This window comes from Christiangramia pacifica, assembly GCF_057221535.1.
In genome coordinates, this window is sequence record NZ_CM170146.1 from 195,346 (window position 1) to 214,336 (window position 18,991).

Annotated in this window: 4 protein-coding genes; 3 read left to right on the forward strand and 1 reads right to left on the reverse strand. The window is 39.0% G+C overall.

Features of this window, described 5'->3' with window-relative positions; translation table 11 throughout:
* Positions 1–116: 116 nt before the first annotated feature.
* Positions 117–10,226: an Ig-like domain-containing protein gene (locus AC2S94_RS00990; RefSeq protein ID WP_484629653.1), complete on the forward strand. Its 10,110-nt coding sequence runs from the start codon at positions 117–119 to the stop codon at positions 10,224–10,226.
* A gap of 151 nt (positions 10,227–10,377) precedes the next feature.
* Complete coding sequence (locus AC2S94_RS00995; protein ID WP_484629654.1) at positions 10,378–16,920, forward strand: LamG-like jellyroll fold domain-containing protein; 6,543 nt, start codon at positions 10,378–10,380, stop codon at positions 16,918–16,920.
* A 1-nt stretch (position 16,921) separates the two neighbouring features.
* Here the strand turns inward: AC2S94_RS00995 and rsmG are convergent, their stop codons facing one another.
* Complete coding sequence (gene rsmG, locus AC2S94_RS01000) at positions 16,922–17,551, reverse strand: 16S rRNA (guanine(527)-N(7))-methyltransferase RsmG (RefSeq protein WP_484629655.1); 630 nt, start codon at positions 17,549–17,551, stop codon at positions 16,922–16,924.
* 159 nt (positions 17,552–17,710) lie between these two features.
* Here rsmG and AC2S94_RS01005 point away from each other — a divergent pair, with 159 nt between their 5' ends.
* Entirely contained in the window at positions 17,711–18,898 is a 1,188-nt protein-coding gene (locus AC2S94_RS01005; RefSeq protein ID WP_484629656.1) for a pyridoxal phosphate-dependent aminotransferase, read from the forward strand.
* The last annotated feature ends 93 nt before the right edge of the window (positions 18,899–18,991 follow it).

Here is an 18,991-nt window from a genome sequence, read left to right on the forward strand (position 1 = left end):
TAAATCACTTTGCCCCAGTCCATTGTGATTGCATTTTTTAATACTGCCCCACAGTTTATTGCCCCTATTTAATACCCCTACACGTAAATTATTTATTGTAATTAAACCTTGAGACTATGGGTAAAAAATTACATGAGAAACTTTTATTTTTACTATTCTTTTTTCCCATTTTAGTTTGGGGACAGGAATGTCCAACTTCAGTTTCAATTAGTAGTAGTGAAGGGAATACTATATGCCAAGGGACTTCAGTAACGTATACCGCAACAACTAGCGGAGGAAGTGGAACTTTTACTTACCAATGGAAAATAGATGGGACCAATCAGGGCTCTGCTACCACAAGTAATACGTTTGTCACCAGCTCTTTATCGAATAATCAGTCTGTTTCTGTAGTTGTTACAGGCATAGACGGCACCTCTACAACTTGTAATTTAAGTAGCGAGATTTACACTATGGTGGTTAACCAAAATCGTACGGCCAGCGTAAGTATTGCTGCGGATAATACTAATGTATGCCCTGGGCAGACGGTTAATTTTAGTATTAATAATTCTGCGAATTTAGGATCCAACCCCGAATATACATGGCAACTTACTCGAGGAGGTAGCACCTCAACATTAGGCGATTCCAGTAGTTTCAGCTCTACAAATCTTCAAGACGGTGATCAAATACAATTGTTGGTCAACTCAAACATACCTTGTGTTAGTCCGATACCGGCGGTAAGTAACACCATAATTATTACATTAAAAACAGGAACCCCAGCCCAACCATCATCAATATCTGGCGCCGACTCTGTTTGCCCTGGCATTTCACAAACTTATTCTATCGCTTCTGTTACAAACGCTACTGAATACGAATGGAATTTGCCATCAGGATGGAGCGGTTCGTCCACTTCAAATTCTATTGACGTTATTACCGGTAGCAATGGGGGAACAATTAGTGTTACAGCAAAAAATGAATGTGGAACTAGCGAAGCAAGAACATTGACTGTAACCACAGAATCTCCTTCACCAGCTACACCGGGAACAATCACCGGGGATAACGCTGTATGCCCTGGAATATCAAAAACTTATTCTATTACAGATGTTACCGGCGCTACCGAATATATCTGGAATTTACCTTCAGGTTGGTCTGGTTCAAGTACAACTAATTCTATTACTGTTACAAGTGGATCTACTGGAAATGACGGGAATATTTCTGTGATCGCAAAAAATAGCTGTGGAGAGAGTTCTCCGCGCACATTACCCGTAACTGTAAAATCTGGAACGCCTTCTACTCCCTCCATAATTTCCGGAAGCCTTGAAGTGTGTCCAGGAATTACTCATACTTATTCGGTTCAAAATACAGCTGGAGTTACTTACAACTGGTCATTACCATCTGGATGGACAGGTTCCAGCACTTCAAACTCGATAGAGGTAGTGACCGGTACAATTGGCGGAGCTATCACCGTAACCGCTCAAAATGATTGCGGCACCAGTACTTCTTCAATTTTGAATGTCTCTATGAAAGCGGGCACACCTGCTACTCCGGGAAATTTTACTACAGGTCCTGCTGAAGTTTGTCCGGGAACTCAAGCCACATATACAGTTCCAGCCGTAACTGGAGCAAGCCAGTATATTTGGACCTTGCCAGAAGGGTTTTCAGCATCTAACCTTACCACTTCAACACCAACCATAATCGTCAATGCCGCCAATACTGGTTCTGGAAACATTGCGGTTAAGGCAACCAATGATTGTGGAATAAGTGCGGAAAGATCAATAGCAGTTAATATCAGCAATCCAGCGCCTGTGATGAATGGCAGTATAACCGGACCTGCAAATGTTTGTGCTGGCAGTACTAATCTTACTTACTCCATTCCTGCCATAGCGAATGCAACTTCTTACACATGGACCTTACCAGGCTCTGGATGGTCTATAACCAGTGCTCAAAATAATACAAATGTAATAACGGTAAAAGCAGGTACACTTTCCGGAAATATTACCGTTAAAGCATCAAATTCCTGTGGAACTAGTACTGCTACAACTTTCGCAGTAACAACGACCAGTGGGGTTCCTAACCAACCAGGAATTATAACCACAAATCTCACAAATTCAAAAATATGTCCTCCTCTAACAGGAGTTACTTTTGAAGTAGCCGGAGTTACAGGTTTATCTTATAAATGGACCTTGCCGGCAGGATTTGAAATAACTTCAGGCGAAGGAACTCGTAAAATAACAGTGAGAATTAATGCCAACACAGCATACGCAAGCAATTTAAAGGTTGAAGTTCAGGCTGTTAATGTTTGTGGCTTAAGTACTAAAAGAATCTACGAACCAATAGCAGTCGATAATTATGTACTGGCAGATCTGGGAGAGGATAAAACGGTATGCTCCGAAATAAGTCCTATTTCCATAGATGGATTTGTAAAATTTGGTAATGGAGCTGGAAAAATGAGGGTTACAAGTATTACCTCAACGGGTTCAGGAAGTTTTCAAAACTTACCAAGTAGTAACCAAAACGTTAATGATTTCACCTTTACTTATACGCCATCTACCGCAGACCTCAATGCAGGAAGCGTAACTTTAAATTTAACCACTGAGAAGCCTGGTGGAGCATGTCAGGCCGGAAAGGATGAAATGACCATCTATTTCAAAGATACTCCCACTGCTACAATTTCAGCTGATTCACCAATTTGTGCTGGAAATACTTCGACAGTTACTTTTGAAGGAACTCCTAATACAACAGTCACTTATACTATAAACAATGGAGCTGATCAAACCATTATTATTGGCAGTAGTGGCAGCGCAACTCTCACTACCGCGAACCTTAACAGTGATAGTATTTATAGTTTAAAAAGCATAAAATATTCCGAAGAACCGGAATGTATTGCTACAATTTCGGGAAGTGCGACCGTTGTCGCAACACAATTACCTACAGCGAATATAAGTTATGCTGGCCCCTTCTGTACATCTGAAGATTTAGCTCAGGAAGTTAACTTATCTGGAACCAATAACTACACCGGGGGAACATTTTCACAGCCTTCAGGTCTGAGTATTGATAGTTCAACGGGTGCCATCATCCCTAGTGCCAGTACACCGGGAGAATATACAGTAACTTACACTAGCCAATCTTCAGGTGGGTGTGAAGCTATTACCACAGAAACAACGGTTGTAATTCAACAAGAAACTTTTATCACAGGCCAACCTGTAAATACCAGAGCTTGTGCAGGCGACGAAATTAGTTTTGAAGTTATCGCTACAGGAGAAAACCTTAATTACCAATGGTATTTTGGATCTGTTGCAGATGGTAACGAAGTATCCGGAGGAAATTCTTCCGTTTTAACAATTTCTGGAATCACTAAATCTCAGCAAGGAAATTATTATGTAGTTGTAGATAACGCGGAAACCTGTTCTCCCGTAGAATCGGCTCCTGCAGAATTAATTGTAGATGATGAGATCATAATTGAAACTCAACCTGTCAGCACTAATGTTTGCGAGGGTGAAAATACCAGTTTGATCGTATCTGCCACAACTGGCGGTGAAGAACTTGACGGAACTTTTTCCTATCAATGGTACAGAGGTAATCCGGGATCAGGAACTGCTTTAACAGGATCAAACGCTGCTAGCTTACCGTTCAACAATGCAACTACAGATCTTTCTGGTGATTACTACGTAATTATTCAGGGCTCAGCTAATTTTACCTGTCAATCAATAACCTCAGAAGTAATAAATCTTACCGTAAGGCCTACTCCTACAGTTGAAATCAGCGGGAACACTTCAATTTGTGAAGGTTCTTCTGGTGAGATATTTTTCATCAATGGATCACCCAATACTGTTGTAACCTATACCCTTAACGGCGACAATACTAATCCAAAAACAATAAATCTTGATGCCTCTGGCGAGGCAGTTCTGGATACTGGTATTTTAAATGCTACTTCAAATTCAAATACTGAATTTGTTTATACATTAACTTCGGTTGCATATGCAGATGATCCTAATTGTTCAAATATTCTTTCCGGCAGTGCAACTATCACAGTTACTCCAGATCCAAGCGCAAATCTAAATTTTGCTGGAGATCAATTAGAATTCTGTACAAAAGATGATACAAAATACACTCCTATTTTGGATGGCCTGGGTAATTATTCTGGCGGAACATTCAGTGCTTCCAATGGCTTGAATGTTGATGCGGCAGATGGTTCTTTCACACCTTCAGCAAATTCTTCGGGAGATTATACAATTACTTATAAAATTCCTGCATCTGGTGGATGTGCGGAGAAGGATGTAAATATCGACATCAGCATATATGAGGAGGTATTGATTACTTCAGAACCTTTCAATGTTGGAATTTGTTCTACTGAAAACGCTGAATTTTCTGTTACTGCAAGTGGCGATAATTTGACTTACCAATGGTATAAAGATGGAAATCCAGTTTCCGGAGGTACTTCTGCCACGCTAAGCCTGCCGGTTGCAACTTCTGAAGACGCCGGAAGTTACTATGTTATAATTTCTGGAACTAACGCCTGTACTCCAACAGAAGATTCTCAGGTTCAGTCTGAAACTGTTACTCTGGTTGTAGATGAAGATATTGTTATTCTTGAACCAGCAGAAGACGTTGAGGTTTGTCTAACTGATGTAGCTAGTGAACAATTCACCTTTGTAGCTCACGCTAATGGTAAACCACTATTATTTGAATGGGTTTATGATGATGGCACTTTAGTTCCGGTAGACGGCAGTAAGTTTGTAAGTGAGGTCGAACAAGTTTCTGATTACAACGGAACAGGAATAGATGTTTATATGGGTACTTTGACCATTAATAATATTACTGAAGACGATGATGCTGCCTATGCTGTTAGAATTGATGGATCGGAAAATGATTTTAGCTGTCCTATAGCCGTTTCAAATTCGTTCAATCTAGACGTAAATCCATTACCCGGAGCACCTGTAGTCAATAACCCTGCTGAGTTTTGCTTAAACAGTGCTTCAACCCAGTTAACTGCAACTGGCTCAAATCTTACCTGGTATGATGCCGATGGTAATGAATTAGCAGATGCGCCAACACCTTCAACCGAAACCGCAGGTACTACTACTTATTTTGTAACTCAAAAGGATAGCTTCTGTGAAAGTCCGCAAGCCCAAATAGATGTCATCGTTCATGGTTTACCTTCTGCTCCACCAATCACTGCTGAAGAACAACTTGTTGAATACTGTCTTGGTGAAACTGCAACACCGTTAACTGCTACTGCAGATACAGGTCATACTATTAATTGGTATAATTCTGAAACCGATACCGAATCATTGAGCGAAATTCCAACTCCACAGACAACTGCACCAGGAGACATTGATTACTGGGTTAGCCAGACAAACGATATTACAGGTTGCGAAGGTCCAAAAGCAAAAATTATTATTTCAATAAAAAAGCTGCCTTCTGTAGTAGTTCCTGAAGAACAAACAATTTGTAGCGGTGATACAGTAATAGTAAATTTATCTGATCTCAATGATTCCGATCCTTCCTCAACCTCCTATAGCTGGAATTGGGAAGGCAATGATGGTGAGCCTTTAAGCGGCGCAGATCAAAGTTTATCTCCTGCTGTTTCAACTACTTACAATATAACTGCTTCTAATGAATTTGGCTGCGTAAACACTGCAACGATAATAATCAATGTTGATGATAGACCTGTAGGGGGAAGTATTGAAGGTACTGAAAGTGTATGTATTACTGGAAGCAGCCTTAATCTTAATCTTGTCAATTCAAACGGACCTATTGATCGCTGGGAATATCAGGAGGCTGGTTCAACTGAATGGATAGCGATAGCTGAAGAAAATCCAGATACAAATTATCAATCTGATAATATTTCTTCGGCAATGAGCTTTAGAGCAGTACTTGTTAATGGAGTATGTGAAGAGGTTTATTCAGAAGTCCATACGATAAGCGTTGATCAAGAGCCTGTAGCAGGAGAAATATTATTCAGAGGAACTGATAGAATGTTCATGATGTGTGAATTTCCAACCGAAGATTATTTAGTACCTCTTGAAACAGTAGGCACTTACATTGGTGAGATTGTTTCATGGCAGTATCGAAGAAATTCAGCTTCCACTTGGAATACTATTAAAAATTCTGATGGCTCCAACTTTACTGGTACATCACTTTCCGGAGGTCAGGTAAATACTGCAAGTAACAATGAATCAACCTTATTCAGGGTAGAAGTTAAAAGTGGCGCCTGTATGCCTAATGTTTTTTCAGATTATGCGACTTTAAGTGTAATCCCTTCTGACATCGCGCCATCTCCTGTTACAGTTCAGCCGGGAGAGATATGTTTTGGAGAATATGTAACGTTAAGTTCCAGCACTGGATATGGTGGTTCTGGAACATTCCAGGGAGGAGCATTTGATAATTCATCTATCGCCAATCACGGCTGGAGAGTTATGAGATATCCAGGTAATACTACTTATACATTTGAATCAGCAGCGGATAATATCAGACCAGATCGTTGGATGAGAACAAATCCACATGATTATCTAATGGCAAATCCGAATGGCAATGGCAACAATATTTACCAGAGATTTGATTCATGTTCATGTGATGATGGAAACAAAGGTTTTGCGATTGTTTCGGGTGATAACCCTTCTACGCTGGAAACTCCTGTTTTCAATCTTTATACTATGGATAATCCTGAACTAACCTTTGATCAAGCATATAATCTTACCTATGGTGATACACTTAGGGTTGAAATTTCTTTGGATGGAGGAAACACTTATACTGAAGAACCATTATTTGAAATCGGCGGACCTGCGAATCCAGGAGACCCACCGGTAACCAGTGGAAATTATGATAGGTTTGGTGATGACGGCCTGGGTTATCCAAATAACATGGTGATTGATTTGAGCAATTATGCCGGTTTAGGTAACCTTCGAATAAGATGGTTATATGACGGAACCACAGGTGGTATTTATACCATTGATGATATTGGTTTGCCAGAAGATCCTCAAAATGTTCAGCTAATTTGGTATTATGATGATAATCTTGAAGATCCGAATAATGCATTGGAACAAATTGGAGAGGTTAATGAGGCAACAGTGAGTTTTCAGCCCTATAAAATAGGTTGGAATTATTTTGAAGTACAGACCGCTCTGGTTTTCGATACCAATGGAGATCCATGCGAAAGTGCTGAAAACCGAGCTCCTGCAAAGGTTTATGTTTTTGATGCCTACACAACTACGGCAGAAGCTAACGTAGGAAGTTGTGGAAGTGCAGAGGTCCCATTGAAAGGAGTACTAACAGGTGGTCAGCAAGGAGTTATTACAGAATTCCCATTAGACGACAACTCTTCAGTGGCTTGGACTGTACTTCAATCTCCAGACGGTTACATTTTCTCTGAAGATCATTTTACAACTACCGGAGATGGATTAGCCATTGAAGATCCAAATGCCGTTTTCCTTCCACCAATTGAAGGAGATTATACTCTAGAATATACGATTACTCCAGATGAAAGAAACACTTGTACTATTGTTAGTGGATCTGTAAGCTTTTCTTTTATAGATTGTGTTACTCTTGATTTTGACGGAGTTGATGATTACGTAGATCTGGAAACTAATTATACTGGAAATTATTTTGTTGAAGCATGGATAAGACCATTTGACAGACCACTTCCAGGAGAAGCTGGAAATACTGATGCTACCAAAGGCTCTATTATTAGTGGACCTGGGTTTGATATAAGTATGGATAATCTTCCGTCTACAATAACACCGAATGGAAGATGGTATCACATTGCGGTTGCTAATAATGGTCAATTATGGATTGATGGTATTCCGTCGGGTTCTATTACAGTAAACGGAAATGGAAATAATAAGACTCTAATTGGAGCCAGGTGGAATGCTAATGAAAAAGTATCAGAGAATCATTTCTCAGGATGGATCGAAGAAGTTCGCATCTGGACTTCGCCTCCAGACGAGAGAGAAATCAGGTTCATGATGAACCAGAGAATTAAAATTGAAACCGGAGCTACAGCAGGTACCCCTATTGAAGGTGAAATAGTTCCAAATAAATCGGTTCCGGGAAGCTATTTAACAGACGGAAATGGTAATAACCTCCATCTTGAAAATGATAAATTAGAAACTTTCTACGATCAAACCTGGGGTGACCTCGCCGGATATTATAGATTATACTCTAATGATCCTGATCCTGATAACTTATTACCGGGTTATTTTGACGACGCTCTCAAACCTTCCGGCGGATACACACCAGACCATTCTATAAATAAAGTTCCAGGAAGGATGTATAATATTACAACAGATCAGGAAAACACATCTCCAACACCATATTATTCAGGGACAGACGCAACTTGGGCTGCTAATACAACCTGGTTACGACCAGATGTATGGGATTATCCAAATAGCGAATTTGATGGAACTGCTATAAATTGGAATATTGCAAAAATCAATCATAACATCACTTCTGATAGTAAAACGATTACCATGCTTGGATTACTTTCTGAAACTGAAGGCAAATTGCTAAAGATCAATGGAGACCATCCAATCACCATCACACATTATTTACTGCTAGATGGAAATATGGACCTTGTTGGAGATTCCCAATTATTACAGGATCATGGAAGTATTCTGGCTAACAGTAGTAAAGGCTGGGCTGAAATTGATCAGGAAGGTAGAAGAAGCAGTTTCAATTATAATTACTGGACAAGTCCACATAGTAACCAGGGCACAGATAACAATTCTGGTTTCATGATCAATAAGGTTTTAATGGATGGTACAGATCCTAACAACCCGAAAGCAATTAATTTTGGAAATGGATATTTTGTAGCTGATGGCGCTAGAACCAATCCTATAACAATTAGTAACGAATGGATATGGGATTTTAGAGGTGGACGAAACGATGATTATTCTGACTGGTTACACCTTGGATCAGATTATATGGAGATCGTTGGCGCCGGTTATTCGATGAAAGGAACAGATGGAACCGCAGGCCTTAATGCAAAACAAAATTATGTATTCCGCGGTAAACCAAATAATGGTAATATTCCAACAACAGATTTAAACATTGTAAGCGGAAGAGACTTTCTAGTTGGAAATCCTTACCCTTCTGCAATTGATGCTAATATATTCATTAAAGATAATCTTACGAAAGTAGGTGAATCAACAGGTAATAATGAAAATGGAGATAATGTTTTCAATGGCTCACTATATTATTGGGATCATTTTGGCGGACAAACACACATTTTAGCTGAATATATTGGAGGTTACGCTACCTGGAATTTATCTGGAGGATTGAAGGCTATTTCTAATGACTGGAGAATTAATGCAAATGATAACAAGCCTGGTGATGAGCACATACCGCAGCAATTTATTCCTGTAGCTCAAGGATTTTTCTTAAGTACCGTTGGTGGTGATGCATTTGGAGGCGATATTATATTTAAAAACACACAGAGAGTTTTTAAAACCACTACATCAGATCCTTCTGTATTTATGCAGCAAGAAGAGGAATATATAAAAGGACAGGTAAATAATCTGAAAGCTCCTTTAAATGATGATTCGAGGATGAAGATCAGATTAAAATTTGAATCTCCTAAAAAGTATTATCGTCAGATACTTGTAACTATGGATGAGAATACTACCAATGGATTCGATTTTGGTTATGATGCACCGCTCATAGAAAACAACATTGAAGACATGTACTGGTATTTCGATGAAAAAGCATATGTGATCCAGGGTGTTCCTAATTTTGAAAAAGAGCAGGTTTTGCCATTAGCCATCAAATCTCAGGAAGGTGGAGAATTTATTATTAAGATAGATGAGACAGAGAACTGGCCAACTGGTAAAGAGCTTTATTTAAAAGATAAAGCAAATGATAGTATTCATGATCTGCTGGCAGGTGAATATATTGGAAGCACTGATAAAAAAGGAGAAATCTCAGATAGATTTGAAATTGTATTCTACAAAGAAAAGGCTGAAATTCCAAATCCTGATGAAATCGTAAATCCTGATGGATTACCTGAAATTGACGGACTTGTAGGAATAAGTTATAGCACCTTTACAAAGCAGGTTAAAATTAGCAATTTTGATATGCTGGATGTTTCGAAAGTGATGATCTTTGACATGGGTGGTAAATTAATACAGGAATACGACGAATTACCTACTCAAAGAGAAATCTTATTAGGTATGCGCCCTGTAAGGTCTGGAATATATATCGTAAAAGTTTTTAGTGAGAATGGTATCTCAAATAAAAAAGTAGTTATAAAGTAAATTTTAATAGTGGAAATTCAGAAAATAGAAGCTTCTAATTCATTTCTATTCTACTGATTCAAAGAGCCTTATTATAACATTTTTTTAAATTTTTTATCCGTTTATCGATTTTATATGTATTTTTACCGACGAAAATCTAGATCGGTAGCCTATGTACAAAACTACTTGTGGACCCCAATTCCATAGTTTTAAGGCATTTTATATAATTCTATTCACCTTACTTAGTTGGTCTGGTGCTAGCCTGAATGCTCAAAACCTTAGTATTGACGTTAGTTCAAAAACAAATGCATCCTGCCCGGGAGCGTCTGATGGTTCTATTACTATTTCAGCCAGTGGCGGAGTCACCCCATATACCTATAACTGGTCTGGTCCCAACGGATATTCCACTAATGGTGTTAATTCAATTTCTGGAATAAAAGCTGGTTCCTACACCGTAGAAGTTACCGATAGTTCCGAGCCTGAACAGACTGCTTCACTACAGATAAGTATTAGTGATACAGATGATATTTCTCCAGAAATAACCGCACCTAACGATATTAGCGACTTTACCGATTCAAATAATTGCTTTGCCACCAATATTAATTTAGGAACTCCTTCCGCAAGTGATAATTGCGGGGTGGCTTCCGTAGAAAATGATGCTCCGGATCAATTCCCTATAGGCAGTACAACCGTTAAGTGGACTGTGACAGACCAATCAGGTAACGTTGCTACAGATACTCAAGAAGTAGTAATTTCTGATAATATAGATCCAACTATTACCGCTCCTGCAGACGTTCAGGCGAATACAGATTCAAATGACTGTATTGCCTCAAGTGTAAATATTGGATCTGCAACCACAAATGATAACTGTAATGTAGCATCTGTTGAAAATAACGCGCCTGCCGAATTTCCTTTAGGTGAAACAATTGTTACCTGGACAGTAAAAGATGACGCAGGGAATACGGCAACAGCTACTCAAAAGGTTTTTATTTCCGATAATACTAATCCAACAATTACGGCTCCTGCAGATGTTCAGGCAAATACAGATTCAAATGACTGTAATGCTTCTAACGTAAATTTAGGAACACCAAATACTAATGACAATTGCGGTGTAGATACTGTCGAAAATGATGCTCCCACTGATTTTTCAACAGGGGAGACTATAGTTACATGGACTGTTAAAGACAACGCCGGGAATACGGCAACAGCTACTCAAAAAGTAATAATATCCGACAAAACCAATCCTACGATTACAGCACCCGCAGATGTTCAGACTTTCACAGATTCTGACGATTGTAGCGCTTCAGGGTTGAATCTGGGTACACCTACCACTAGCGATAACTGCGAAGTAGCTTCTGTGGAAAATGATGCGCCTGCCGAATTTCCTTTAGGTGATACAATTGTAACCTGGACCGTTAAAGACGCTGCCGGTAATACAGCAATAGCTACTCAAAAAATTACAGTTTCAGACAATGTATTACCTATTATTACTGCAGGAAATAAAGTAGAAGCGACCAATGATACCGGATTATGCCAGGCTGGTTTGGGAATCGCTCCCGCTACAGCATCAGATAATTGTAGTGTGGGTAACCCGGTTGGAACTAGAAGTGATGGGCTTGGTCTAGACGAACCTTATCCAGTAGGAACCACCACGATTTCATGGAATGTAAAAGACGCTCAAGGGAATGCTGCAGAAACCGTCATTCAGGAGGTGATTGTAGCCGATAATGAGGCACCAGAAATTCCAACCATCGAAGATATTACTTGGGGCTGCGAATACACCGTTGATGCCCCTGTCACTATTGATAACTGTTCCGGCGAAATTACAGGAACTACTACAGATCCTATTACCTATTCTAACGCAGGAACTTATACAATTACCTGGAATTTTACCGATGAGAATGGTAACACTGCCCAGGCCACTCAAAAAATAACCATTCAGCCAATAGAAGCTGAAGCATCTAAGGTTGATGTACTTTGTAATGGTCTAGCTACCGGGGAAGTTGAAGCGATTGCCACGGGTGGAGTTGCCCCATTAAGTTACGATTGGGGTTCTCTTGGAACTGGTGCAAAAAAAACAGATCTGCCCGCAGGTAGCTATACAGTTACGGTTAGTGATGCTAATGGATGTGAAGCAGAACCTATTACGGTTATAGTAGAAGAACCAGACACTTTTGTTGAAATCACAGGAGTTCAGACAACTACAGGTTGCTTTGGGGAAAATAATGGTACTGCCACTGTTACAGTTCAGGGAGGTGTTGGATCTTATACTTATCTATGGGATAATGGTCAAACTGATGAAACCGCAACTGGACTAAGTCCGGGTGAGCATACGGTTACGGTTACTGATGCAAATGGCTGTTCAAAAGAAAGAACTTTTACAGTATCTGAGCCAGCCGAACTTTTAGTAACAGGATTTTTAACTACTGAAACCACTTCATTTGGATCTAACACAGGTAGTGCTACGGCGCAGGTTACCGGTGGAACACCAAACTATACTTTTGAGTGGACTGGAGGTCCAACCGGCAAGAAATATACTGGTCAAACTGCAAGAGATCTGGCGGCTGGAATATATACTGTTACCGTTACTGACGCCAACGGATGTACTGCAACTGGTAAAGTTGAGGTTGTAGATTCCCTAAGTGCTAACATTGTTCCAATTTCCCTTTGTGAGGGAGAGGATGTAATTAGAACTTCTACTTTTAGTGTGGACGGCGGTTCTGCTATTGGAGGAACTGCTCCTTATACGTATGAATGGAATTTTGGAGAAAGTGCTTCTCCAGCTACAGGAACCGGGGCCGGACCAATTGATGTGAAATACGGTCAGATTGGTGATAAATTGATCACCCTTACTGTAACCGATGCTAAGGGTAGAGAATTCACTCAACAAGTTATTCAATTTGTAGGAGGTTGTTTTGCAGATGACTGTGGATCTAATGACCTTGGACTTGATTATTACTTTATAGGTGATGCCAATCAGAATCCTATTTCTTCTAACGATCAGTGCGAACAGGTTGATCAGAAATTTATTTACATCAATTTTCCTACACAGGCCACTAGATATTCACTTCAGATAGAATTGATCTATTCCATAGAAAACCTGGAAACAGGAACTATAAATAATTATAAGGTTAAAGATTGCTTTTATGAATATGAAGCAATCCCTAAAACGGCCAAAACCTTTCCAATAGAATACAATTGCGGAGATGAGGTAAAAGTGGAAGGTGTTTATCTAACTTTTCAGAATAATGTGAATCGTGCATGCGGTACCACTGCTACTAACGGTAATGGAAATGGAAATGGAAATGGTGGCGATGGCGGAAATAACCCTAAATGTTTTTCAACCAATAATGAATCCACTGTAAGATCTCCTCTGTTTGCAATTGCCTTTGCCAATGAATTGCTTTGTAACGGAGCAATGAATGGAACTGTTACTTCAAGAGCTTCAGGTGGATCTGGTAATTATTCATTCGAATTACTTGATGAAAATGGAAACCTAGTTGAAGGTCCGCAATCTGACGGAACATTTGAAGAACAATACGGTGGTGATTATTTTGTAAGAGTTACAGACACCGACTCTAATGAAACTTTTACTTCTAAGAAGGTAACAATTGAGGAACCTTCAAACCCACTTACCCTCGAAATATCTTCACAGACAAATGTGAGTTGCTTTGGTGGAACTGACGGACAGGCTACATTAGTGGCTTCTGGCGGAACACCAGATTATATTTACGTATGGCCTGATGGTCAAACCACTGCAAATGCTACAAACTTAACTGCAGGTGAGTATGACGTAAGGGTTGTAGATGCCAATGGCTGTGAAGTTATCACTACAGTCGTAATTGAACAGCCTGTTGAAATTACACCGAATGCAGGACCAGATCAGGTTCTTGGATGTGGTTTCAGTTCGACTCAATTAGAAGCTGAAGAGAATCTTGATGAAAATGGTGAACCTGTGACTGGAAACTGGACAATTGTAAATGGTCCTGCAGGTGGTAGCTTCACAGACAGCACAGATCGCAATACTATATTTACAGGAGCTCAGGGAACTTATACGCTTAGATGGAGCGTTAGTTGCGGTAAATCTGATGATGTAAAAATTAGTTTCACATCCTGCAGCACCCTTGATTTCGATGGAGTAGATGATCACGTTAATTTTGGAGATAATTATGGTTTTACAAATGGTGCATTCACTGTTGAAGCTTGGATCAAACCTAAGTCTGATGACGGCACGAGAACTATCATGTCCAAAAAAGATATTGCTGATCCTACCTCAGGATTTGAACTAGTAATGGAAAATGGGGTGCCGAATTTTAAAACTTCAGGCTCTTCAAGTTTTACTAGTGATAAAATTGGAACTGATCGCTGGTACCACGTAGCCATTTCCTATGATGGATCTGCTTATAGTCTTTATGTAGATGGTTTGTTATTAGGCACTAATTCCGGAACAAGGCCATCTCCTACCTCAGCACCATTTTTACTGGGAGCTGTATACGATTCTGCTGAACCTAACTTACCTAAAAACCCATTCCATGGCTGGATAGAAGAAGTGAGATTATGGTCGAAGGCACTTTCAGCTAATCAGATTCAGTTAATGATGAATCAGCATATTTCTGAAAATAACAGTTCAGTAAAAGGTGAAGTATTACCAATTGTAACTCCAAACCTAGCCTGGAGCGATCTACAAGGATACTATAGATTACAACCTTCAGAAATTACAGGAGGCTTCACTGATGATAGAGCGTCAAATAAGGTGAAGGGTAGATTAATAAATATTACCACAACCCAGGAAACTACCGCACCGTTGCCATATTATTCAGCTAAGAACGGCAATTGGTGGGACAGCAATAATTGGGAAGAACCGGCAGTCTGGGATGCTCCTAACTCAACTGGAATAAACGGTGAAAAAATCGATTGGAACATTGCGGTTACATCTCATACGCTCACTTCAAATTATAAGGATATTGTCTTACTCGGTTTGATCTCTAAAAGCGGAACAGCTAGCAAATTAGATATGCAGGGTTCTGTAAATGACCAAACCGGAAATGAACTTTATATAAGTCATTATCTTGAACTAAACGGATTTATTGATCTTAATGGTGAATCACAACTGGTTCAACCTGAAGGAAGCATTTTGAAAGGATCACCAACCGGATACCTTGATCGCGACCAGCAAGGAACGGCAAATAGTTTTAATTATAACTATTGGACTCCTCCTGTTTCACTTCAAAGCAGTGATAACAATGCAGGATTCAAGCTTGAAGAAGTACTTCGAGATGGGACAAATACAAGTGAAGCTCCAAAAATAAGCTTTAATGCTCAATATCATTGGGCTGATGGAAACTACTCCGGAGTTAAAAGGATTAGTAGATATTGGTTATGGACTTTCAATGGTTTATCTAATGATTATAGCGATTGGACACCGATTTCTGAAACAGATCTAATTCCTGCTGGTCTGGGTTATACTATGAAAGGGACCACAGGCTATGTTGATGTAAATAAAAAACAAAATTATACCTTCCGTGGTAAACCGAATAATGGTGATATTCAACTTTCCGTAATCGCTGGAAATGATATTTTAATTGGTAATCCATATCCGTCTGCTATCGATGCAGTTCAATTTATCAATGATAATAGCAGCTCAATAAATGGGTCTATTTATTACTGGGACCACTTTGGTCCTTCTAATTCGCATTATCTGGAGGATTATGTGGGAGGCTATGCTGTATTCAATAAATCAGGTGGTGTAGCTACAGCTTCAACCAAAGGCTCAAGGGCTGTATCTGATGACTGGAGAATAGATGATACCGGAGAAGTCAGTGGAAAATCTGCTCCTGGCAGATACATTCCTGTAGGTCAGGCATTTTTTGTAACATCGAGTTCTGGTGGTAATATTACTTTTAAAAATAGCCATAGAGCATTTATACCTGAAGGTGATGGAAGATCCTTATTTCATAGCCAGGAACCTACAAATACTAAAGCACAGAAACCAAGGCAGAAGTATTCTGATGATAGCCGTTTTAAGATCAGGCTCAAATTTGAGTCTCCTAAAGGTTATCACAGGCAGATTTTAGTCACCGCAGATGCTAATAGTACTTCAGATTTTGATTTTGGATATGATGCTCCGCTTATTGACAATAATGTTGAGGATATGTACTGGATGATTGATGAAACCGAATTTGTGATCCAGGCTGTACCAAATTTCAATTTAGACCAGGTATTACCTATAGGTTTCAAAATTGCCCAAACAGGAGATTATGTCATCAAAATAGATGAACTGGAAAATATCAAAATGGAATTTGATATCTACCTAAGGGATAAACTGAACAATACCTATCATAATTTGAAAGAAGATTATAAAGCAACAGCTGAAGAAACGGGTATTTTTAATGACCGTTATGAAATTGTCTTCCAGAAACCAATGACTGAAAAGCCGGAAGAAGAAATTCCTTCTGAAATAGTTGAAGGACCTAATCTGGGCTTAAGCTATTTTAGGGATACTGATGAGATCGCGGTTATTAATCCTGATTTATTAGAAGTTGATTATGTTGAACTATATAGTATTTCAGGTCAGTTGATCAAAACTTTTGACGAAGTACCAACAGAAAGTTCTATTCTTTTAAGTATAAATCAAAAATTAAGTTCGGCAGTTTATATTGTGAAAATGTATTCTGGAGAAAAGACATATTTCAGAAAGGTCATCATCACGAAATAATTTAACCTCTATATTTCATTGGAAGATAGACCACTTTTTTAGTGTCAAAGAATTCTTCCTCAAAATAATCGGATAGCTCATAGACCTTCGCAGTGCGATAGTTTTTGAGCTCTTCGGTTAAATCACCACCCTTTAAATATAGAATACCATTTTTCCGATCGTGAATACTATCTTTTGCAATCTTTCCTTTTACCCATCTAACAAAAGTCGGCATTATAGCGACTGCTCTACTTACTATAAAATCGTAAGTGCCATTTAGTTCTTCCACTCTTTGATTGAAAGAGGTAACATTTTCGAGTCCTAATCCTTCCGTAACCTCATCAACAACTTTAATTTTCTTTCCGATAGAATCTACTAAATGAAAAGTGCTTTCCGGAAACATGATTGCCAAAGGAATTCCTGGAAAGCCACCACCAGTTCCAACATCAAGAATTTTAGAACCTGGTTCAAAATTTTGCACTTTAGCAATCCCAAGAGAATGGATCACATGTCGTAAATAAAGCTCATCGATATCCTTTCTGGAAACGACATTGATCTTTAAGTTCCAATCCTTATAAAGTTCTTCTAATTTCTCAAATTTTGAAATCTGATCTTGTGATAAATCAGGAAAATATTTCTTTAGTAATTCCAAGGCCATACATTTTCTGCAAAAGTAGTTATTTTTTATTGCTATTTTTTTTGAAAATGAGATTGACGGAATTTATAAAATTATAACTTTGAAATTATTCTCAACTACACTGAGAATCACGCGCAAAAAAACAGTTGCATCAGAAATTAAAAAATTAGAATCATGCAAGAAAAATTATCAGATCGCATTAACTCAATGGCTACCTCTCAAACCCTCGCAATGGCTGCGAAGGCGCGTGAATTAAAAGCAGAAGGAAAGGATATAATTGGCCTGAGCCTGGGAGAACCAGACTTTAATACGCCAGATTTTATTAAAGACGCAGCTATTCAGGCTATTAATGACAACTACAATTCATACACCCCTGTTGATGGTTACGTAGAATTGAAGGATGCTATCATTAATAAGTTCAAACGTGATAATGATCTTACATATGACAGATCGCAGATCGTAGTATCTACGGGAGCTAAACAATCGCTTGCGAATGTAGCGATGGTTGTACTAAACCCTGGAGATGAAGTGCTTCTTCCATGCCCTTACTGGGTTAGTTATGCTGAAATCGTGAAGTTAGCTGAAGGTGTGCCGGTAGAAGTCCCTACAAGTGTAGAAACAGATTTTAAAATTACTCCAGAACAATTAGAAGCTGCGATTACTCCTAAGACAAAAATGATCTGGTATAGCTCTCCTTGCAACCCTAGTGGAATGGTTTACAGCAAGGAAGAATTGAGAGCTCTGGCAGATGTTCTAAAAAAATATCCGGATATAATTGTGGTAAGTGATGAGATCTATGAGCATATTAATTTCGTTGGAGATCATGCTTCTATGGCGGGATTTGAAGATATGTATGATCGAACAGTTACGGTTAATGGAGTATCCAAAGCATTTGCGATGACTGGATGGAGAATAGGTTATATAGGAGCTCCGGCATATATCGCCAGGGCTTGTAATAAAATGCAGGGACAAATCACCAGTGGAGCGAATTGTATCGCTCAAAGAGCAGTTATCACTGCCCTTGAAGCACCGGTTAGCAAGATCAGTCATATGATCGATACTTTTAAAAGCCGTAGAAAACTAATCATTGATTTATTGAACGAAATTGACGGATTCGTGACTACAGAACCTGAAGGTGCTTTTTATGTATTCCCAAATGTTTCTTCATTCTTCGGAAAAAGTATAAATGGACATGAAATTAAGAATGCCACTGACTTCAGTATGTTTTTGCTAGAGGAGGCAAATGTAGCAACCGTTACCGGTAATGCATTTGGAAATCCTGAATGTATTAGAATTTCTTATGCTGCCAGCGAAGATCAGATCACTGAAGCCTTATCAAGGATCAAAAAGGCTTTATCTTAAAATTTACCTTCCATATAAAATTGAACCGGCTTTTATGCCGGTTTTTTTATGCTCTTAATTCGGAAAACTACTGTATTTAAAATTTAGCTTATT

Coding starts and splice junctions, on each gene's coding strand:
- AC2S94_RS00990 (WP_484629653.1), top strand. CDS start 117: ATGGGTAAAAAATTACATGAGAAACTTTTATTTTTACTATTCTTTTTT.
- AC2S94_RS00995 (WP_484629654.1), top strand. CDS start 10,378: ATGTACAAAACTACTTGTGGACCCCAATTCCATAGTTTTAAGGCATTT.
- AC2S94_RS01005 (WP_484629656.1), top strand. CDS start 17,711: ATGCAAGAAAAATTATCAGATCGCATTAACTCAATGGCTACCTCTCAA.